This window comes from Polyangium jinanense, from assembly GCF_028435365.1.
In genome coordinates this window covers 13,942-34,189 of the sequence record NZ_JAGTJJ010000039.1, presented here as the reverse complement: position 1 = coordinate 34,189, position 20,248 = coordinate 13,942, and the positions used below count along the sequence as shown (strand labels likewise).

The window sequence follows — 20,248 nt, the reverse complement described above, 5'->3', positions numbered from 1 at the left end:
CGGCCCTCCCCTTCCAACGGCCTCGATGTTGGACTAGCTTGTCCCCCGGGTCGCTGCAGGGCGATCCGGCGAACACGGGCCCATAGCTCAATCGGTCAGAGCCCCCGGCTCATAACCGGGCTGTTCCTGGTTCGAGTCCAGGTGGGCCTATCCCTTTTCGCAAGGAGCAGAGCATCCACGTGAGTATCCGCGACCAGATCGCACCCCTCGAAGAGCTCGCGACCATCGACGACGATCTGCGGAGGCTCGAGGAGCAGATCGGCAAGCAGCGGGGAAGCCTGGAGGGGATGCGGGCGGAGGCGAAAGTTCTTGAGGACCGCCTCCGGGTGGACCGAGAGATGCTCTCGCAGATGGAGAAGACGCGGAGCGAGCTCAGCGTCGAGCTGCGCCAGATGACGCAGCAGATCGAGCGATCGCGCGAGAAGCTCGCGCGATCGAGGAACGAGCGCGAGAGCAACGCCGCGCAACGCGAGATCGAGGAGCTGCGCAAGCTGCACCGCGACCGCGAGGAAGAGATCGAGCGCCTCAACACCGCGACCGAGGCGGCGAAGAAGTCGATCGACGCGACGGACGGGAAGTACCGCACCCTCGTGCAGCAGATCGAGGGCACGGCCGAGGGCACGACGCGGCAGCTCGACGCTGCCGAGTCGCAACGCGCGACGCGGGTGAAGGAGCGCGAGCTCGCGGTGAAGAAGTTGCCGACGACGCTCTACCGTCGGTACGAATCGGTTCGCACGCGGCGCCCGCACCCGATCGCGGCCACGCACGACGGCACGTGCCTCGGCTGCCACCTGACCATCCCGCCGATGATGTTCCAGAAGATGCTGCGGCAGGCCGAGTTCGAGCAGTGCCCGCACTGCCGCCGCATCCTCTACTACACGCCCGCGCCGGTGCGCGCCCCGGAGGGCGACGCCGCCGAGGGCAGCTCGACGTCTTCACGCGCCTGATCCTCGGATTCGTCTCGTCCGATCTCCTCGCGGCGCGTGAAAGCCTGCACCACCTGCCATCGCCTCTACGAAGACGACGCGGACTTCTGCCCGCTCGAAGGGCAGAAGCTCGCGGGGATCGACGAGGTCGCGCCGAAGCCGGATCCTAGCGATCCGCGCGTCGGCGGCGCGGTGTGCGGCGGGCGCTACCAGATCTTTCGCGTCATCGCCGAGGGCGGCATGGGCCGCGTGTACCAGGCGCTCGACCGCGAGGAGAAGCGCTCGGTCGCGCTCAAGATCCTGCACGAGGAGGTCGCGCAGGATCCGGTGGCGCTCGAGCGGTTCAAGCGCGAGTTCGAGGTGAGCGCGGTCCTGCCGCACGAGCACGTCGTGCGTGTGCACGCGTTCGAGCACGACGCCGAGAACAACTACGTGATCGTGATGGAGTACCTCGAAGGCGAGGAGCTCCGTGTGCTCATGCGCCGCGAGAACGTACTGCCGCCCGAGCGTGTCGTGCGGTTCGTCTCGCAGGTCGCGCTCGGCCTCGAAGGCGCGCACGAACGCAAGATCGTCCACCGCGATCTCAAGCCCGACAACGTCTTCTTGTGCGGCGGTGACGAGGTCAAACTCCTCGACTTCGGCAGCGTCCGCGACAACAGCGTGGGCGCGAAGAAGATCACCGCGGTCGGCACGACGATCGGCTCGCCGTTCTACATGTCGCCCGAGCAAGCGCAGGGGCTCGCCTCGCTCGATCATCGCGCCGACGTCTGGTCGCTCGCGGCGATCACGTACGAGTGCCTCACGGGCAAGGTCCCGTACGAGGGCAAATCCGGCCCGCAGATCCTGCTCAGCATCATGACGCGTCCGCACCGTCCGCCGAGCGAAGTGGGCCGCGCGCACGGCGTGCCGCGCTCGCTCGACGCGGTGATGGATCACGCGTTCGCGAAGGATCCCGCGCAGCGCATCCCCACGGTCGGCGCGCTTGCGGATCGGATCGGCCACGCGTACGGGCTCGAGGGGAGCCACGTGGCGTGGGCGCGGATGCCGCAGGCCGAGCTTGGCGAGCGCATCCGCGCGGGTCTTCCCGGCGTGCTCGCGCGGCTCGAAGAGGAGCAGGGCACGGCCGGCGATCTGAGCGCGCTGGACGCCGCCTTCGCGGGCGCGGCGGTGGCATCGGAGCAAGGCGCGTTCCCGGAGGACGACGTCGCCGCCATCCCGACCACACGACCACGCTGGCTTTTTCCCGCCATTGTGTTCGTCGTCCTCGTCGCCTTGGCGATCGTGGCGCTCGGCGCGCGCTGAACACCGGGCTCGTGCATGGCTTGGGTGGCCCTTCCGTCGAACCCGTGCTGCTTGCGCCGTTTCGTCGACCCTCCGCCCGTGGTCAGGAGCAAACCGCCGTGGTATTTCGAGTCCTCATGAAGAAGCCTCCGATGCGCCAACGTCCTCTCTCCACCCTCGCGTGCCTCGTGGTCCTCTCGGGCCTGACGTTCGTGCTGGCCTCTGGATGTGGCCGGAGCGAAGCCGCCACGCAGCGCGGCGAGGAGAAGACCGTCGTCGCCAAGGGCCCCAAGGCCGAGAGCGATTCGTACGCGGTCGAAATGAAGGCGACGGGTCCGTACGCGGCGGGCAAGGAAGGGACGCTCGAGATCTCGATCGTGCCGAAGGGCGCGTATCACATGAACGATCAGTACCCGTACAAGTTCAAGCTCGTCGATCCCGCGCCCGAAGGCGTCACGTATCCGAAACCCTTGCTCAAGCGCGAGGACGGGACGTTCGACGAGAAGAAGGGATCGTTCAAGGTGCCGTTCGTGGCGTCCCGGGCGGGCAAAGCGAAGATCGCCGGCACGCTCTCGATGAGCGTGTGCAGCGCGGCGAACTGCTTGATGGAGAAGCTGGACCTCGAGGTCGACGTCGACGTGAAGTGAGCCGGGGGCTAAACTCCCGGGGTGAAAGAGTCCGACGCCCGGGCAAGCCGAAGGTCCGAGCTCGCGCTGGCCGAGCTTTCCAACCTGGTCACCTCGATGCAGCGTCGCTTCCAGACGGGGCGGCGCTTGCTCTCATTCCAGGAGTACCTGGAGCTCTTCGCGTCTGATCCCGCGCGCCACGGGCGTGATGCCGCCCGGTACGTGCGTGACATGTTCGACCACTTCGGGACGTACCCGGTCAAGCGCCCGTGGGGCGAGTGCACGCGGTACCGCCTCTTCGATCTGCCCTGGGAGCCCGAGCCGATGCGAGCGTCGGGCGCGAATGGGCGTCGGGCCCCGTATCACGGGCGCGACGCGGCGCTCATCGGGCACGAGGAGCTGCAGGGCGAGATTTACCGCGCGCTCTCGAACTTCGTGCAGGAGGGTCGCGCCAATCGGCTCGTCTTGATGCACGGCCCGAATGGATCGGCCAAGAGCACGATCGCCGGCTGTGTCCTGCGCGCGCTCGAGCATTACTCGACGCTCGACGAGGGCGCGCTCTACCGGTTTCACTGGGTGTTCCCGAGCCGCAAGACGACACGCGGCGCGATCGGGTTTGGCGGCGAAGGGGCCGCGGCGCCGATCGGCGGGAGTTTCGCGCACCTCGAGGACACGCAGATCGACGCGCGCCTCGTGAGCGAGCTCCGGGATCATCCGCTCTTCTTGCTCCCGGTGCCGGAGCGTCGCGAGCTCTTGAAGAAGCTCTACGAGGAAGCCGGCATCGCCGACGCGCCGCCCGACTGGCTCATGAGCGGCAAACTCTCGCACAAGAACCAGCAGATCATGGAGGCGCTGCTCGTCTCCTACGAGGGCTCGCTCGCCGATGTGTTGCGGCACGTCCAGGTCGAGCGCTGGTTCATCTCGCGGAGGTATCGGACGGGCGCGGTCACGATCGGGCCCGAGCTCAGCGTCGACGCAGGCGAACGGCAGATCACGGCCGATCGTTCTCTCGCCGCGCTGCCCACGGCGCTCCAGGCGCGGACACTTTTCGAGGCGCACGGCGATCTCGTCGAGGCCTCAGGCGGCGTGCTCGAGTTCAGCGATCTCCTGAAGAGGCCACTCGACGCCTTCCGCTACCTGCAGCTCACGCTCGAAACCGGGGAGGTGAGCCTGCCGCAGCAGACGATCCAGACGAACGTGGTCATGATCGGCAGCGCGAACGACATTCACCTGAACGCCTTCCGCGAGCACCCCGAATTCCCGAGCTTCCGCGGTCGTTTCGAGTTGCTCCGCGCGCCGTACCTCCGGAGCTACCTCGACGAGCAGCGCATCTACGACGCGCAGATCGCGCCGTTCGTCACGCGACACGTCGCGCCGCACGCGACACGCGTGGCCGCGCAGTTCGCCGTGCTCACGCGCATGCGGCAGCCGGAGGCGAAGCGGTATCCCGAGGCGCTCGCGCCGATCGTCTCGTCGCTGACCGCGGCCGAGAAGATGGAGGCGTATGCGACGGGGACGCCGCCGGAGCGGCTCGACGGCGACTCGCAGAAGCTGCTCCGCGCGAACATCCGCGCGCTCTACCAGGAGACCGACGCGACCGTCGACTTCGAGGGACGCTCGGGCGTCTCGCCACGCGAGATCCGCTCGCTGCTCCTCGACGCCGCGCAGAGCCGTGATCACGGCTGCTTGTCGCCGTTCTCCGTCCTCACCGAGCTCGACGAGCTTTGCAAGCGGACCTCGGAGTACGACTGGCTCAAGGAGCGCCCGCTCGCGGGCGGCTACCATGATCACAAGCTCTTCCGCGACGTCGTGCGCGCGCGGCTGCTCGACACGCTCGAAGAGGAGATGCGCTCGGCGAGCGGGCTCGTCGACGAGACGCGGTACGGCGAGCTCTTCGATCGGTACGTGCAGCACGTCGGCGCTTGGGTGAAGGGCGAGAAGATCCGAAACCCGCACACCGGCGACTTCGAGGGCGCCGACGAGCGCATGATGCGCGAGATCGAGGGCCTGCTCGGCGTGCGCGGCAAGCACGACGATCACCGCCGCGGGCTCATCGCGATGATCGCGGCCTGGGCCATCGATCATCCCGGCGAGAGGGTCGTCAACGCCGTCGTCTTCCCGCAGCAGATCCGCAAGCTGCGCGAAGCCGTGTTCACCGAGCGCCGCAAGGCCGTGGCGCTGCTCTGCCGGGATCTCGTGGCCATGCTGCGGGATCGGGCGAACCACGCGGCCCAGGGCGTGCGCGACGAGCCCCTCGTCGGCAGCCTGCGGGAAGAGCAACGCAAGCACGCGCTCGCCGCGCTCGATCGGCTCAAGGCGATGGGGTATTGCGAGAGCTGCGCCCTCGACGCGGGCAGCGCGCTCCTCCGCGCGCGGTTCGCCGAGCTCGTCACCTGACGGGCACGTCGTTGGTCCACGAACGATGTTGATCGACACCCACTGCCACCTCGACCCCAACTACTTTCCCGAAGGAGAAGACGCCGTCCTCGAGCGAGCGCGCGAGGCTGGCGTCGAGGCGTTCGTCGTGATCGGGGTCGGCGAAGACCTCGGTCCAGCGCGCTTCGCCGCGGGCCTCGCCGCGCGCCGTCCCGACGTGTGGGCCTCCGTCGGCCTGCACCCGCACGACGCGCGTGTCCTCGACGGACCCATGGAAGACGAGCTCGAGCGACTCGCCCGCGAATCGCGCGTCCGCGCCGTGGGCGAGATCGGGCTCGACTACCACTACATGCACTCGCCGCGCGAGACGCAAAAGGAGGTCTTCCGGCGCATGATCGCGCTCGCCCGGCGCGTCCAGAAGCCCATCGTCGTGCATACGCGCGAGGCGGCCGAGGACACGATCACCGTGCTCGAAGAGGAAGGCGCGCGTGAGGTCGGCGGCATCATCCACTGCTTCTCCGAGGATCGGCCCTTCGCCGAGCGGGCGCTCGCGCTCGGCTTTGATCTCTCGTTCTCGGGGATCGTGACGTTCAAGAACGCGCGCGCCATCCACGAGGTCGCCGCGTGGGCGCCGCCCGAGCGGATCCTCGTCGAGACGGACAGCCCGTACCTCGCGCCCATCCCGCTGCGTGGAAAGCGCTGCGAGCCCGCCTATGTGGTGCACACGGCGCGTCGCGTCGCGGAGCTCCGCGGCGAGCGTTTCGACGAGCTCGCGGCGCGCACGACGGAGAACGCGCGCCGGCGCTTCGGCCTCGCGTGAGGCGCACGCAAGAGCGCGGAGACGAGGCATACTGGAGGCGTGAGGGGCGAAGGCGGACGTAGGCTCGTCTCCGCGAGTTTTTTCTCGCTCGCGGTGCACCTCGCCCTGCTCGCGACCGGCGGCGCCCTCCTTGCGCGCGCGACGCGCGCGGAGCCGGGTATCGCGCTGCGAGGGCTCGAAGCGCCGCTCCGTGACGAGGTCGTCGAGATCGAGCTGCCGACGCTGAGCGAAGGATCGATCGCCGGCGAGCTCATCGAGTTGCCAGCGGTCGCCGTTCCGCGCGGGGGAGGGGAGGCCGAGCCGCGTCCCGATACGGGCACGAAAGGGCGCGGCGGTACGGATACGGCCACGGCGCGCGCGACGAACCTCGCCGATCGGCAGGACGATCGCGCGCTCGTCACGGATGTGCCTTCGCGGATCGATCGCACGCAAGTTCCGCGCATCGACGCGGGCGAGGCGCGCGCATCGCGCGAGGACCGACGCGCGAGCCGTGAGCCGATGGAGCTCACCTTCCTCGCGAGTGGTCGTTCCGGCAGTCGTCCCGAGCGGCGCACGTACGCCGTGCACGATCCGTCCTCGGGCGGATTGCGCGCCGGCCGCGCCACGCGGCGTGGAGGCGCGCTCGGCGCGGCCGCGCTCCCGCCCGACGGCATCGAGGCGGCGCGGCCTGTGGGCGGCGCGGAGGAGGGCGTGATGGCGCCTTCCGAGGGCATCGGCGCGCGTGATGGGGCGCCGGGCAAGGACGCGCGTGCGAGCGCCGAGGTGCCCCTCGCGCGGCCCTTCGTCACGGCGGGGACGCCCTCGGTGCCCGCGGATCGAGAAGGGCGACCTACGGACAAGGTCGACAGCGAGCAAGAGGTCGCGCTCGCGCTCCAGTCGATCGTGCACGCGAGCACCGCCGGTGGCGCGCCGGGCGAGGGGACCGGTGGGCAAAACGGGCCCACGGCGCCGGGATCGGGCGGCAGCGCGGGCCGCGGCTCCGTCGCCGATCCGCTCGGCACGGGGCAGGGCACAGGCCTCGACGCGAATGCGCTCGACAAGCGCCGCATGGACTACCTGCGTCGCGTGCTCGCGCGGATTCATCCGCTCTGGAAGGACGCGTTCCCGCGCTGGGCGATCGCGGAGGGGCGCGGCGGTACCGTCGTTGTGGCGTTCGTGATCCGCGCCGATGGCAGCGTCGCGAGCGCGCGTGTGGCGCGGCCGAGCGGCATCCCCGAGTTCGACGAGAACTGCCGGCAGGCGGTCCTGCGCGGCGCTCCCTTCGAGCCGCTCCCCCGTGAGCTCGGTCCGACGTTCGCCTGGTCGATGCCATTCGTCGCGAAAAACCCCGCGGTGCGTCCCCCGGATCCTGCGCGCCCCTGACGCGCGGAAAAATGTAGAGCTTTCGGGACACTTCGCGGGGTGGACCGGCGGGCCGAAGGACAGCGCCTTCGGCCTCCTCCTCACCGGCCTTCGCGTGGGTTTGCCCACGCTCTCGCGAGAAAGACGCCCCCGGGACGGTTAGCCCGCTTGACAGGTCCGTCGTCCCTCGACATAGTGCGCGCCGCTTCCGCCGAAGTAGCTCAGTTGGCTAGAGCAGGCGTTTCATACGCGCCGGGTCGGGGGTTCGATTCCCTCCTTCGGCACCAGGTTCAATCGCTCGACGACACGGGGGCCGCAGCGCTCCCGCGTCGGGCTTGGCTCGCACCCGAGCGAGCGCCCGTTGTGCGGGTGCTGCTCGTGCGGGTCCGGGTTCCCGTCGCCGACTTGCGCGCTGGTGTGGCGCTCTTTCGGGGCGAACGCGCCGGAGCCGCCTTGGACGCCGTCGTGCGCTGTCCGGCGGCGCTGCGCGTCGCCTTCTTCGCGGCCGGGCGCTTCGAGGCGGCGGCCTTGCGCGTCGTCGTGCGCGCGGCCGTTTCCGTTCGGGCTCCTGCCTTGGAGGCCGCCGCGCGCTTGCCGGCGCTCTTCGTCCTCTTCGTCGCGCCCTTCGCCGCCTCGGAGGCTTTACGCGCCGTTGTCGCTCCGCGCTTGGCTGCGCTCTTCGTGCGCGTCGTCGTCGTCTTGGAAGCCATGGTTCGTCCCTCTGCCACCGCGGTCTCGAGGCGCGACCCGATCGTCGGACCACGCGTTTCCCCCGCCATCGCCTCTTTTGCTCGCGAAGGTCGCGGTGACGTGCGTGGTCGTCGGCAAGGGTCGTGCCGAGCGCTACGAAGCGCGCTCGCTCTCGCTCCGGCGCGCCGTGACGCACGGGGTTTCGCGCGAGGGAATGCGCGTTTCCCGCGGCTTGTTCGGGAGAATCGCGCCTCTCGGGGTGCTTCGTCGGGAGCGTCGCAGAGCCGCGCGGGGCGACGCGAGACGCGGCGCGGCGCGCGAGGTCCGGTGTCACGGGCGGGGGCAATGTCGATCCGCGCGCATCGTGTGCGAGCAGGGAACGCACAGCCTGCTCGGTGGCCTGTCACGCTGCGGGACAGTCGTAGCTCGGCTTGTCTGAGCGGAGCCCCCGAACGCTCGGGGGTTTGGGGGCGTAGCTCGGCTTGTCCGAGCGGAGCCCCCGAACGCTAAGGCCGCACGACGACCGTCGTCCCTTCGCCCATTGCGTCGGTCACGCCGTGCCAGCCCTCTGGCAGTTCGGGCCCGACCCAGTGGAAGAGCCTGCGCGCGTCGACGGGCGAGAGCGCGACAGCATGGAAAGTCTGCGCCTCCCCCAGCCCATCGCCCCAGTACGTGCCCGTGAGCGCGTATCCCGGTTCGAACTCCATCACCCAGGGCGCGTCGGCGACGTCGAAGTCGCCGTGCACCTCGCGGCTGTCGAGCGGTGCAGTTACCAGTTTCTTACGAATCCGGAATGTCCCGCGCGCCGTCGATGCGCTCTCGGCCGCTTCCTTCAGCACGTCGCGTCCCGACGAGATCAGCGTCGCGTAGACCGGCTTCTGCCCCTCGTAGGCCGTGAGCGTCTGGTTGGCCAGGCTCACGTCCAGCCACCTTTGATCGCCCTTCGCGAAATCCGGGAACTTCGTCCGGCGGACGATCACCACGAGGTCCTGCGCGCGCAGCCAGTAGCCCTCGCGCGATTGCTCGAAGCGCACGCCGTTCACCGTCCGGAACTTCCCGCTGAGCGGCACCGCCGTGCGCCGCTCGAGCTCCTCGTCCTCGATCGGCTCGGCCTCGCCCTTCTTGAGGTTCCACGCCGTCACGCCGCCCTTGTGCACGAAGGCCACGGGCAGCCCCACCTTCTCCACGTCGAGCCCGTGCCACGTCGTTCCGAGCGCGGGCTTCAGCCGGTCGATCGGCACCACCTGCCCGGACGGCGTCACGCCGAAGCGCCGGCCCTCGCCGGGGTTCGGCGCGACGGACGCCACGAACGACCCCGCGAGCGCCACGCCGCTGCCCTTGCGCAGCACGCCGCCCTTCAGGTCCGCCACGCGTGATGCGAGCGGCGCGAGGGGCGCGACGGCGGGCGCCGGGAACGCGAAGAACGAGCCCACCGTGCGCTTGCCGACCGCGTCCGCGCCGTCGACGCCGGGCATCAGCACGGGCGGGCCTGCGGGCACGCCGCGCGGATCGAGGGGCACGTCGTTCGCGGCCGCGCCGAGCACCTCGCTGTCGAGGGAGCCGCGCTTCGTGAGGTAGCGCTTCAGATCCGGCTCCTCGGTGGATTGCTCCGCCGGCATCGGCAAGCGCGTGTAGACCGGCACGCCTTCGGTCCGGGCTCGGCCGTAGCGGTAGGGCAGGGCGCGCGAGAGATCCGGGCCGGACGGGAGCGCCGCGGCGAGGGACGGATCCGTCGTCGCGGCCTCGCCTGCGCACACGAAGCCACGCGGGCGGACGACGTACCAGCCGCCTGGGCATTCCCTTCGCGTGAACGCGTCCGAGGAGCGTGCGATCGCGGCCCCTGCGCGGAGCTCGCCCAGCGGACGGCCTTTCGTCGAGGGCCGGTCGTACACGATGGTGCCGCTCTGCAGGACGATGAGCTTCGGGCCATCGGCGGGCGGCGACGGCACGTCCGGCGGGGGCTCCTCCGTCGGCTCGCCCTTGGCGAGCGCGGGGGCGCTGCTGCCCTTGCAGCCGAGGGGCGCGAGTGCGAGCGCGGCGAGGAGCGGGAGCCCGAGGCGCGTGGATCGGTTCGGGCCGGGGCGATCGTCTTGCATCGAGGCGACGCATGCCAAAGGTCGCGTCGATGGGCCAAGTTTGGTCGAAAGAGCTCGCCCTTACCCCCGTTCGCGGGCCGCTTCGTCGCCGAGCCAACCTGCCAGCGTCGAAAGGCCGAGGGCCATGATGGAGAGCGCCACGCTGGCCGGCGGCGTCGGACCTTGGGGGTGCACGGCGCGCAGGACGAGGCTCAGCACGAAGGGGAGGAGCGCGCAGATCGAGAGCCAGAGAAACAGGAAGCTCAGGTCCCGCGCCCGGGATCCCGGCCGATACGTGTCGTGCACCCGGGCGAAATACACGGACGACAGGGAACCGCTGACGAGCCCTGCCGCGAGGTTCACGGCGGCCGCGACGCCCCAGACGTGCGCGCCCGACAGCATCGCGACGACGTCGAAGCCGAGGGAGATCGCGAAGAAGACGAGCGGGAGCACGATGAGCAGCGTGTACACGTCCCCGCGGACAGCGTGCGCGATCGTTCTCATGGGGGCTCCAGGCGGAGGCGCTCGCGCCTCCCAGAGCCCTCGATTGGAAGGGGCGTGCCAGCGCGTGGTGCTTCGCGCTCGACGCGCCCGTGTTCTCCGTGTTCCCTGGTCTACGCGTTCCTCGGACTACGCGTTCTCCGCGCTCACCCGGCCCCCGCGCGCCGACACGTAGTCGTTCACGAACCGCCGCTGCCCTTCGCGCATCGCCACGCGCCTCCGCGCGCTGATCCAGGCGATCGCCTCCTCGACGCTCATCCCGCGGTGAAGCGCCAGATAACACACGACGAGCGTCACGCTCCGGCCCACGCCGCTCGCGCAGTGCACGTAGACCCGGTGCCCCGCCTTGATGTGCGTGGCGACGAAGGCGATCGCTCGGTCCGCGTCCTCGGGGCTCGGCGCGTTCATGTCCCAGCAGGGGATTTGCAGGTAGTCCATGCCCGCGGCGCGCAGCGTCCCGATCGGCTCCACGAGCTCGCTCGTCGCGTTCACCACGGCGCGCACGCCGAGCCGCTCGAGCTCGGCGACGTCGCTCGGCACGAGGAAGCCGCCGAGCAGGATCTCCGGCGTGATCCACGTCCGCCAGCCTCGATCCGGCGACAGCTCGACCAGGGTGCGGCGCGCGGCGAGGAAGACGTAGAAGGCGGCGCGATAAGGGTGGAAGAGCGCGGGGTGCAGGGTCTTGCCAGGCGTCACCTCGCGTTCTTGAAGCGCCCGGCGCTCCTGCGCCATCGCCCTTTGCAGGAGGTCAGCGCCGCGCGCGCCGGAGAAGCGAACGCGGGTCGAAGAGCCCGAGCAGCGGGCAGAGCACGACGAACGCCGCGCCGAACGTCCCGAGCGACAACATCGCGCCGATCGTCGTCCCCGCGAGCGCCGTGGGCAGGATCGACCGCACGAGGACGCCCGCGCCCACGGAGAGCGCGGCGAGCACCCCGATCCGCCCTGCGCGAATCGCCCCGAGCCCGAGCCCTCCGATTGCTCGGGACAGCCGGATCCCCATCGCGCACGTCTCCACCCAGCCCGCGGTCACCGCGCCGAGCACCACGCCGAGCACGCCGAGCGGCCGCATCAAGACGAGCGCGAGCGCCGTGCTCACGACGACCCGGAGCACCGCGAACCGCGCCGGCGTGCGCGTGTCGCCGAGCGCGTACGCCGTCGTCGTCAGCACACGCCCCGCCGCGTTGCCGAGCAGCGCGAACCCATACGCCGCGAGGAGCGGTTTTACCCGCGCCGTTGCTTCCTGATCGAACGTCCCCGTCTGGAGCAAGAGCGCCACGAGGTCCCCGCCGAGCAGCACGAACACGAGCGTCGCCGGCACGGTCAGCACGGCGATGCGCGCGAGCGACGCGCCGAGCCGCGCGCGGACGGCCGCGTTCCGCTTGTCCACGTCGGCCTCCGCCGTGTCGCGGGAAAACTCGGGCAACGCTGCCGCGGCCTCGCCCGTCCCGAGCACGCTCATCGGCAAGAGGTAGATCGTCTGCGCGTAGCCGAACGTCGCGTTCGCGCCCGTGCCCAAAAAGCTCACGAGCAGCGTGTCGACGAGCCCCGAGATCTGGATGATCCCCCGGCCCACGAGCGCGCCGGGCAGCCGCGCCGCGGCCTCCCGCACGTGCGGATCCTTCGCATCGAACCTCGGCGCAATTCCCCCGAGCAGCCTCCGCGCCGCCGGCAAGAGCACCACGAGCTGCAAGAACGCCCCTGCGAACGCGCCCCACGCGAGCGCCGTGGCGAGCGCGCCGCCCCGCTGCCCGAGGAACGTCCCTGCCACGACGAGCGCGGCGATCTGCGCGAGGCTCCACACCACGGGCGCCGCGTACGGCAAGAAGAAGCGCCGGTGCGCATTCAGCACGCCGAGCCCCCACGCCGACAGCACGAGCAGGCCCGTCATCGGGAAGACGATGCGCACGATGGTCGCCGTCCCCGCGAGCTTCTCCTCGTCGAACCCCGCCGCCACGAGCCACGACAGCCACGGCGCGAACAGCACGCCGAGCGCCGACGCCGCCACCACCACCACGAGGAGCAGCCCGAGCGCCGACCGCGCGAACCGCGCCGCCTCCTCGCCTTTGCCTTCGCCGCGCAGCCGCGCGTAGAGCGGGATGAACGTCGCGGACAACGTCCCTTCGCCCATCAGGTTCTGCGTGATGTTGCCGACGCGGAACGCGGCCGCGATCATGTCCGCCCAGGCCGATGTCCCGAAGTAGTGGGCCATGACGCGCTGCCGCACGAGCCCCACGAGCCGCGACAGCACGATCCCCGCGGTCACGAGCGCCGCCGAGCGCGCGCCGCCTCCCGCCTTCGGAGGAGCTTCCTCGCGGCCTTTCGTCCCCGTCGCCGCCGGATCGACGCTCTGCACGCGCCCGCTTCTACCCCAAGGAGGCGCAAGCTAGAATCGCAAGATGCTTGCCCCTACCGCCTTCCGTTCGCTCTCGGCTTCCCTTCGAGCCTCGTCTGCCGGCCTTGTCCGGTCCTCCTTTTTCGCCGCGATCGCGCTCGTCACGCTCGCCGCGTGCGGCGCGACGACCCGCACGGAGACCCAAGGCACCGGCGGCGAAGGCGGCGAGACCTGGAGCGCAGGCCCCGGCGTGGGCGGCGCGGGCGCGGGTGGCGCGGGTGGCGCGGGCGGCACGGGCGCGGGCGGCTCGGGCGTGGGCGCGGGGCCGAGCGAGCTCCAGTCGCTCGAGCACATCGACGTCGGCGACATCGCGCTGAACTCGCTCCAGCCCTTCGAGGTCCCCGACCGCGCGCTCGGCCTCACGGTCGTGGTCGGCACGGCGAACGTGAACGACGTCGTCGGCATCAACCGCCTCCGTCCTCCCTCGGGCGAGTCGGTCATCTTCAACTACGCGATGCCGAACAAGTCGACCCTCGCGTTCGCGAACTACGGCTGGGTCGGCGGCGGAAGCCCGCAGTCCGACGCGGCGAACGCCTGGCCCATGCAGCAAGGCCAGTGGCGCATCGCGCTCGGCGACGACGACGGCTCGGTCACGAGCGCGCACGTCGACGTGTGGATCCGCCGCACGAAGGACGGCCTCTTCCACGGCGGCGTCGTCGACGTGAACGTCTTCCTCGCGCCGAACTCGACCACGCAGAACTACGTGAACCAGGTCCTCTCCGACATGTTCGTCGACTACGCGGGCCTCGGCCTCGGCAAGGTCACCTTCTTGCCGCTCGACGCGAGCTTCACGAGCGTCGACAACTACGACGAGTACCGGAACCTGCTCGCCTCCTCGGCGGGCGCCGGCGACGCGCCGGCCTTGAACCTCTTCGTCATCGGCAGCTTCGGCTCCGAGTTCGGCCAGGCCATCGGCGTCGCGGGCGGCATCCCGGGCAGCACCACGCTCCACGGGACCACCATGAGCGGCGTCGCGTACATGCCCTCGGGCAACCCGGAGTACGACGCGACCGTCCTCCGCCACGAGGTCGGTCACCTCTCGGGCCTCTTCCACACGACCGAGTTCTCCATCGAGGAGACCGATCCGCTCAGCGACACCGTCGAGTGCCCGACGTCCGTGATGCAGTCGAACCCCGACAACTGCCCGGACGTCACGAACACGATGTTCCCGATCGCCTACGGCGCGACCGATCTGACCGAAGCGCAGAAGCGTGTCCTCCACGGCAGCGCGCTCTACCGCGGCATCCTCGAAGAAGGCGGTCAGCCTGCGCCTCCGCTCCCGCCCTCCAGCAAGAAGGTCGCCGCGCCTCCGTCGCCCCTCGCGCCCGAGCCCCCCTTCGCCCTCGCGGCCACACGCCGCCCGAACAAGCCCCTCCCGGCGAAGCCCGGTGCCCTCGAACGTGTCCTCGGCGCAGTCTGGTGCGCGCACGGCAAAGGCGACTACGAGGCCCTCGCCATCCGCATCGCCGGCGCCACCGCGCCCAGCAAGCTCCGCGCGCTCGTCATCGACGAGACGGCTTCCGAGCTGATCCGCGCCCGCGCACTCGGCGCCTACGTCCGCGTCGCGCAGGGCGGCGAACGAGCCCGCGCCATCACCCTCGCGGAGACCCTGGCGACCCAGGAAAACGCGAGCACCGATCTACGCGTCTCCGCGCTCCGCTCGCTCGCTCGCTTCGCCCCGTCTCAGGCACGCCAATCCGCTGTAACTGCAGCGCAATCCGGAGATCCGGTCGTGCGGTCGGTCGCTTGGAGTCTGCGTGGAAAGTGACAGAAATGCTGTCTTTTCGGCGCTCAGCCTTCGTGCTACGACAATCACGACGCAGGGGGAAGATGCTGAGGTCACGCGCGTGATGGGTCGTATCGCAATTCCCCAGGCCGGAGGTTGGTGCACGTGAGCGGAGAGCCCCGACTGCTCCCCTTGCGGATCTGCCTGGTCGACATGAACAACGGGCATGTCAACCAGGCGATGCGGTGCCTGCGAGGCATCGTGTCCACATTCTTCGACCGCGTCCGCCGTCACAACCCGGGCCTCGAGTGCGTGCTCGGCGAAGTCTCGCCGCGCGACACACAAAACCCCGTCCCGCGCGACTACGACCTGTACATCTCGACCGGCGGCCCCGGATCCCCCTACGACGGCGACGGGATGCCCTGGGTCACAGACTATTCAGGCTTCCTGGACCACGTGGTCGACTCGGCCATCCGCGGAGGCGAGACCCAGAGCGCGCTCTTCGCCATCTGTTACTCGTTCGAGATGGTCGTGCGGCACTTTCGTCTGGCCGCCGTCGTGCCCCGCACCGAGCGCAAGTTCGGCGTGATGCCCATCTACACGACGCCCGAAGGCCAAGCCCACCCGCTCCTCCGCCCCTTCGGCGACCGTCTCTTCGCCTTCGAGCACCGAAGCTGGGAAGCCGTCGACCTCGACGAGCGCCTGCTCGAATCCCTCGGCGGCTCCCTCCTCGCCCGCGAGAGCCGCGACGGCATGTCCAAAGGTCGCGCCATCCTCGGTCTGGACGTGACCGCCGGCGTCGAGTCGGTCCAGTTCCACCCCGAAGCCGATCGTCCCGGCGTGATGAACTGGGTTTCCCGTCCCGAACAAGCCGCGGCCTTCAAAGCCGCCTACGGCGAGGTGACCTACCAGGCGATGCTGCGGACACTCGACGACCCGCGCCGTCTCGCCCGCACCTACGCCCTCGTGATCCCCGGCTGGATGTCCCGCCGTTTCAACATGCTCGCCCAGTTCCGCGGCTACGTGGAGCTTCCGCCGCCGAGCGAGAGCCAGGCAGACATCTTCGCATCCCCGCCCATCCAGGATCGTCCAGCGCAAGCTGCGTCGGCCTGAGGGGAGAGATTGGGGCGTTGCCCCAAACCCCAGCGGGGGCTGTCCGCCCCCTGCACCCCGGACCAGGCACGGCCTGGACCGGGGGTGGAAGAACTGCGCGATGCGCAGTTCTTCCAGCGGGCCCTGGGCAAGACCACGAGCGGCGTTGCCAACCAAGACGGCAGCGCTGCTCGCCTCGAGTCGACACGCCCCCGCTGCGGTCTTGACGGGCAACGTCGTCGCTGGTCTTGCCACGGGCCTGTTCGATGAACTGCGCGTTGCGCAGTTCATCGACCCCGGGTCCAGCGCTTGCGCTGGTCCGGGTCCAGGGGTGGACAACCCCTGGTCGGGGTCCGGGGTGAAACCCCGGCGCGACGCCGCTGCCGAACACCCTCTCTCAGGCCTGACAGGCGCGCGCTGCTGGCGGGATCTCGTAATCGTGGAATTCGAACGGGTCGCCGAGGCGGCCATCCATGGCGGCGCGGGCGATGTTGTACATTTCCCGCGCGGTCACGTAATGCACCCGGAAACCTTCCCGCTTTGCTAGCCAGGCCAGCGCCTCGTGAAAGCGACGCTGCGGGGCTCCGAGCAGACTGTCCGCCTCGTGCTCGGGTGCGCCGTGCGTCGAGAGCTTTACGAATGCCCATTCGGGTTTGCCTCGTACGGACACGCCCTGGTCGATCCAGCTTTCGAGTCGCGGCAGCGTTGCTGGATCCCGCGCCGTCAGGGCGCCTGCGTCGATTCTGAGTGGCAGCCCTGGTCCTTGCCGGAACGACAGCGCGAGTGGCCCCTGCATGCAGAGCACCCGCTCCATGCGACCGTCGCCTACGCTTGCTGGCCGCCCGCGCTCGTGTGCTTTGCGCCGCTTCACGTCGCCGGACGGATAATAGATGCTGTTCACGATGCGTGGCTGCGTCCGGTCTGGCGCTGATGGGAACGTGAAATCGGCGTAACAGCCGAGCTCGTGCAGCAGGTCGAGCTCGTCGTCCACGCCGCAATGGGCGCCGTCGGCGCGCGAATTTGCCAGACACCAGTTCCCGTGGATGAAGGCCCATCGATCCACGCCGCGCACCCGCGGCACCAGGCCGTGGCGGCTGAGCGATGCGAGTGTCCCCTCGAATTTTTCCCGCAGCGTGCTCCGCGTGTCCCGGTCGTGGTGCAGGTGCACCTCCACCTCGCCGAGGCCCATCGCTACGAGCTCGGCGATGGGCTCGACGAGCGCCGGATCGTACTGGTCGCCCGGATAAAAAAAGGTGTGCCGCGGGGGCCTGCCGTTCGAATCGCGGAATGACGCGGCGAGCGCGGGATATCCGCGCCGCCATGTCGCGACCCGGGCGAGACCGCGCGAGAGGGGCGCCGCGCCCGGGGCTTTCGCTTCGCCGGTCCAGAGAGGCTCGAAGTGATCGCAGATGGCCACGAGCACGTGCTTGGGCCGCGTCACCTCGCCGAAGACGAGCCGCTCGACGCCGCGGACGAGCCGCGCCTCGGCCCAGCTCCCCATCCATGGCGCGAGCTTCTCGGTCCACGGCGCGATCCGCCCCGCCACGGCTCTCTGCGCGGCCTCCACCTTCATGCGCTCGCCCTCCCCTTCCGCGCTCCGCCCTCCGTCCGCACGTCGTTCAGCACGACCCCGAACATGCGCCGGTCGCCGAGCTGCTTCGCGGCGCGCGAAAGCTCGCTGCCCTTCGTCATTCCCGCGCGCGCGAGGAGCAGACAGACGTCGCTCACGTCTTCGAGCACGTTCGCGTCGCCCGAGCCGAGCACTGCGCATCCGTCGATGACCACGTAATCGTAGCTCTCCTTCAGCGCATGCACGGCGCCCTCGAACCACGTCGAATGCAGCGCCGTCGGGAAGGCCGCCTCCGTCGCCGGCTCGGCGAGCACGTACAGCGAGGCGCCGATACGGAGCACGCTCCACGGCTCCCAGCGGCCGCTCATGTGCCGCCGAAGCTGGGCCGAGAAGCCCATTTCCTCGGGCACGTGCAGACCCAGCATCGAGGCGAGATGCGGCCGACCGAGGTTGCCCTCGACCAGCACGACCCGCGCGCGCTCGGCTTCGGCCAGGGTCATGGCGAGCCGCGCCGCGACGGCGCTCTTGCCCTCACCGATCCCTGGGCTCAGCACGCTCACCACGAGCGGGCCCTCGCCGCGTTTCTGCTCCAGCCTGTGCCGGAGCACGCGGAGCGCGCCGAGCACCGCGGGAGGCGCGCCGCGCACGAGCTCGAGCGCTCCTTCGTTTTCCGGGTCGAAGGGCGTCCCCACGACCTCGACCTCCGGCGCGAGCATCATCCCCGCGTTCGGATCCCGCAGCGAGAGCGCGGTAGGCGGTTCGTCTGCCGGCGGCTCGTATGCGGCTTCGTCGAGGAGCTCGGCCGGAAGCTCCTCGGCCGGCGGCTCCTCGGCCGGAGGCTCCTCGATCGGCGGCGCTTCGCTCTTCGCCTTTGCGAGGTAATCCGCGAGCGTCGCGCCGTAGGGCAGCGTTTGCATGCGGATCCGCTTGGGCGGCAGAGGATCCTCCTCGGGCTCCGGGGCGGACGGCGGCGCGCCGAGCGGCATGACGCAGGGTTCGTCGGAGAGGGGCGCTTCCGCCTCCTCCATTCGAACTTCGATCGATCCGCTGTCCGGCGGCCGGCTCTTTGGCCCTGTGTCTTCGGGTTTTCGAGACGATGGCGGCGGCGGCCCCCACGAATCCCGCGTGGTGAGCGCGGTGCTCGTCTTCGGCTCCGGGATATGGGGCACCGATACGAGCAGCGGCGGCTCGCCGAGCGCTTCGACGTCACCTTCGTCGAGGATCGTCTCGCACAGGAGCACGCGCGAGCCCGCATACCCGAGCGCGAGGAACATCGCGAGGAACGATCCCGCGAAAAACACGCGGCCGCGACCGCGATCCGGCCTCACCGGCAGGTAGGCCGGATCCGCAATGACGAGCGCCGCTTCGGCCTCCTCTTCCGCGGCCGTCGCGGTCAGGCTCGCGCCGCGCTCCTTCTCCTGCACCTTGCGGAAATTTTCTCGCGCCCGCTCCAGATCGAGCCGCAGCTTGTGCCATTCGGTCTCGAGCTCCACGATTTCGGGATCACTCGGGACCTCGGGGGCCGCCTGCGTCCCCACGCTCGTGCCCGTCGTCGTCCCCGTGTTCGGCGCCGGATTCGTGGTCGTGGTTCTCCCACGCGGCGCGGCCGTCTTGCTGCGCGCCGAGATCTGCGCGGTAATCGCGCGGCGCTCCTCCTCAAGCGCCGCGCGGCGGCCCGGCTCGATTCCTTCCCCATCGACCGGCGGCGGCGGGGCCCCGCCCGTGCGCAGGAGATCGAGCGTCTTTTCCGCCGTGGCGAGCGCGGTCCGCGCCCGCGCCACCTTCGATTGCGCGGAGATCGCGTCCGGGTGCACGGGCGTGACCTTCTGCAATTTCGTGGCGAGATCCGTCTCCGCCGCCGCGAGCGCCGCTGCGGCTGCGTCCCTTTGCTTCTGCGCGTCGGTCACGTTCACCGGCAGCGGCGGCGGCGCGCCCGGCTTGCCGGGACCGGCGAGCTCGGCGTCGATCTGCGCGAGCCTTTGGAACAGCCGCGCGAGCACCGGATCCACGGGCGTTCGTTCCCGGCTCGCCTGGCCCGCCTGGGGCGTGCGATTCGCGGGATTCGGCTGTGCGAACGGGGCCGCCGCGCCCGGCTGCGGCGCTGTCGGGGCGTAAGGCGAATCGTTGATGCCCCAGGTGAATTGCGGGTGCTTGGCGAGGAAGCGCGCGAGCGCCCGGCTCGCGTCCTCGACCGTGCGATTGGCCTCGTCGAGCTCACGACGCAAAACATCGTGGTTCAGCGCGGCCGTCGTGAGGTTGTCTTTGCTGTAGTCCTCGATCATCACCTCGGCGAGCCGTTTCGTGACGGCTTGCGCCGTGGCCGGATCGTGGTGCGAGAAGGACAGCGCGAACGTGTCCTGGGTGCGGGCGCGGAAGGAGACGTTCTTCTGCATCTCCGCCACGGCCTCGAGCATCGACTTTTCGGCGAGCTCGGGATAAAGATCGAATTCCTGGATGATCGAGGAGATCGTGCCACGCGCGAGGACGATCTCCTTCAATCGCGGGCCGAGCCGCGCCGCGCGTTGCGCCGCGCTCTCGCCTTCCCTGCCCGCCCGGACGACCTCGCGGTACACGACGGTCGTCTCGCTCCGGTAAATGCGCTTCGTGGAGAGCGCGAGCAAGAGCGACGCGAGGACGAGCGCCGCTGCAATGGCGATCGTGCTCCGCGCATACCTGCGCGTTCGTTTCATGAGGACGACGATCCGCGCGAGTCGCTCGCGCGGTGTGCTCTCGGTGCTCAGGCGGACCATCGGCTCCCTCCGCGCTCGGGCGCGAGGAGCCCTCCGGCAATGACCATGCTCGGCGCCTCCTCGCTCCACTTGTTTGTCGAGA

Annotated in this window: 14 protein-coding genes and 2 tRNA genes; 10 read left to right on the top strand and 6 right to left on the bottom strand. The window is 70.1% G+C overall.

What is annotated here, in order from left to right:
* Positions 1-76 precede the first annotated feature (76 nt).
* From KEG57_RS38660 to KEG57_RS38625, 8 genes are all read left to right on the top strand, one after another.
* Positions 77-150 (top strand) — tRNA-Ile (locus KEG57_RS38660).
* A gap of 29 nt (positions 151-179) precedes the next feature.
* Positions 180-947 carry a zinc ribbon domain-containing protein gene (locus KEG57_RS38655; RefSeq protein WP_272426998.1) on the top strand — a complete coding sequence of 256 codons (768 nt, stop codon included), beginning with the start codon at positions 180-182 and terminating at the stop codon, positions 945-947.
* Between the two features lie 36 nt (positions 948-983).
* Complete coding sequence (locus tag KEG57_RS38650; RefSeq protein ID WP_272426997.1) at positions 984-2,228, top strand: serine/threonine-protein kinase; 1,245 nt, start codon at positions 984-986, stop codon at positions 2,226-2,228.
* Positions 2,229-2,359: 131 nt separating this feature from the next.
* Entirely contained in the window at positions 2,360-2,854 is a 495-nt protein-coding gene (locus KEG57_RS38645) for a hypothetical protein (protein WP_272426996.1), read from the top strand.
* Positions 2,855-2,875: 21 nt separating this feature from the next.
* Complete coding sequence (locus tag KEG57_RS38640) at positions 2,876-5,230, top strand: PrkA family serine protein kinase (protein ID WP_272426995.1); 2,355 nt, start codon at positions 2,876-2,878, stop codon at positions 5,228-5,230.
* A gap of 25 nt (positions 5,231-5,255) precedes the next feature.
* Complete coding sequence (locus KEG57_RS38635) at positions 5,256-6,029, top strand: TatD family hydrolase (protein ID WP_272426994.1); 774 nt, start codon at positions 5,256-5,258, stop codon at positions 6,027-6,029.
* A 39-nt stretch (positions 6,030-6,068) separates the two neighbouring features.
* A complete protein-coding gene (locus KEG57_RS55875; RefSeq protein ID WP_272426993.1) occupies positions 6,069-7,391 on the top strand; it encodes an energy transducer TonB in 1,323 nt (440 codons plus the stop codon).
* A 189-nt stretch (positions 7,392-7,580) separates the two neighbouring features.
* Positions 7,581-7,657 (top strand) — tRNA-Met (locus tag KEG57_RS38625).
* 909 nt (positions 7,658-8,566) lie between these two features.
* Here the strand turns inward: KEG57_RS38625 and KEG57_RS38620 are convergent.
* The 4 genes from KEG57_RS38620 to murJ all read right to left on the bottom strand — a co-directional run bounded on the left by KEG57_RS38620 (position 8,567) and on the right by murJ (position 12,989).
* Positions 8,567-10,156 (bottom strand): L,D-transpeptidase, encoded by a 1,590-nt coding sequence (locus tag KEG57_RS38620; protein ID WP_272426992.1) that lies wholly within the window; start codon positions 10,154-10,156, stop codon positions 8,567-8,569.
* 60 nt (positions 10,157-10,216) lie between these two features.
* On the bottom strand, positions 10,217-10,639 hold the full coding sequence (locus KEG57_RS38615) for a DUF2231 domain-containing protein (RefSeq protein WP_272426991.1): 423 nt from the start codon (positions 10,637-10,639) through the stop codon (positions 10,217-10,219).
* 126 nt (positions 10,640-10,765) lie between these two features.
* A complete protein-coding gene (locus tag KEG57_RS38610) occupies positions 10,766-11,368 on the bottom strand; it encodes a protein-tyrosine phosphatase family protein (protein WP_272426990.1) in 603 nt (200 codons plus the stop codon).
* Between the two features lie 16 nt (positions 11,369-11,384).
* Positions 11,385-12,989 carry a murein biosynthesis integral membrane protein MurJ gene (gene murJ, locus KEG57_RS38605; protein ID WP_272426989.1) on the bottom strand — a complete coding sequence of 535 codons (1,605 nt, stop codon included), beginning with the start codon at positions 12,987-12,989 and terminating at the stop codon, positions 11,385-11,387.
* Between the two features lie 43 nt (positions 12,990-13,032).
* Here murJ and KEG57_RS38600 point away from each other — a divergent pair, with 43 nt between their 5' ends.
* Together KEG57_RS38600 and KEG57_RS38595 are read left to right on the top strand one after the other, a co-directional pair.
* A complete protein-coding gene (locus tag KEG57_RS38600) occupies positions 13,033-14,796 on the top strand; it encodes a zinc metalloprotease (protein WP_272426988.1) in 1,764 nt (587 codons plus the stop codon).
* Positions 14,797-14,919: 123 nt separating this feature from the next.
* Complete coding sequence (locus KEG57_RS38595; protein WP_272426987.1) at positions 14,920-15,867, top strand: type 1 glutamine amidotransferase family protein; 948 nt, start codon at positions 14,920-14,922, stop codon at positions 15,865-15,867.
* A 376-nt stretch (positions 15,868-16,243) separates the two neighbouring features.
* Here the strand turns inward: KEG57_RS38595 and KEG57_RS38590 are convergent, their stop codons facing one another.
* Entirely contained in the window at positions 16,244-17,419 is a 1,176-nt protein-coding gene (locus tag KEG57_RS38590; RefSeq protein ID WP_272426023.1) for a hypothetical protein, read from the bottom strand.
* Positions 17,416-20,166, bottom strand: coding sequence for a hypothetical protein (locus KEG57_RS38585; protein ID WP_272459430.1), 2,751 nt, complete (start codon positions 20,164-20,166; stop codon positions 17,416-17,418). Before KEG57_RS38585 ends, KEG57_RS38590 begins: the two co-directional genes overlap by 4 nt.
* Positions 20,167-20,248: the final 82 nt, after the last annotated feature.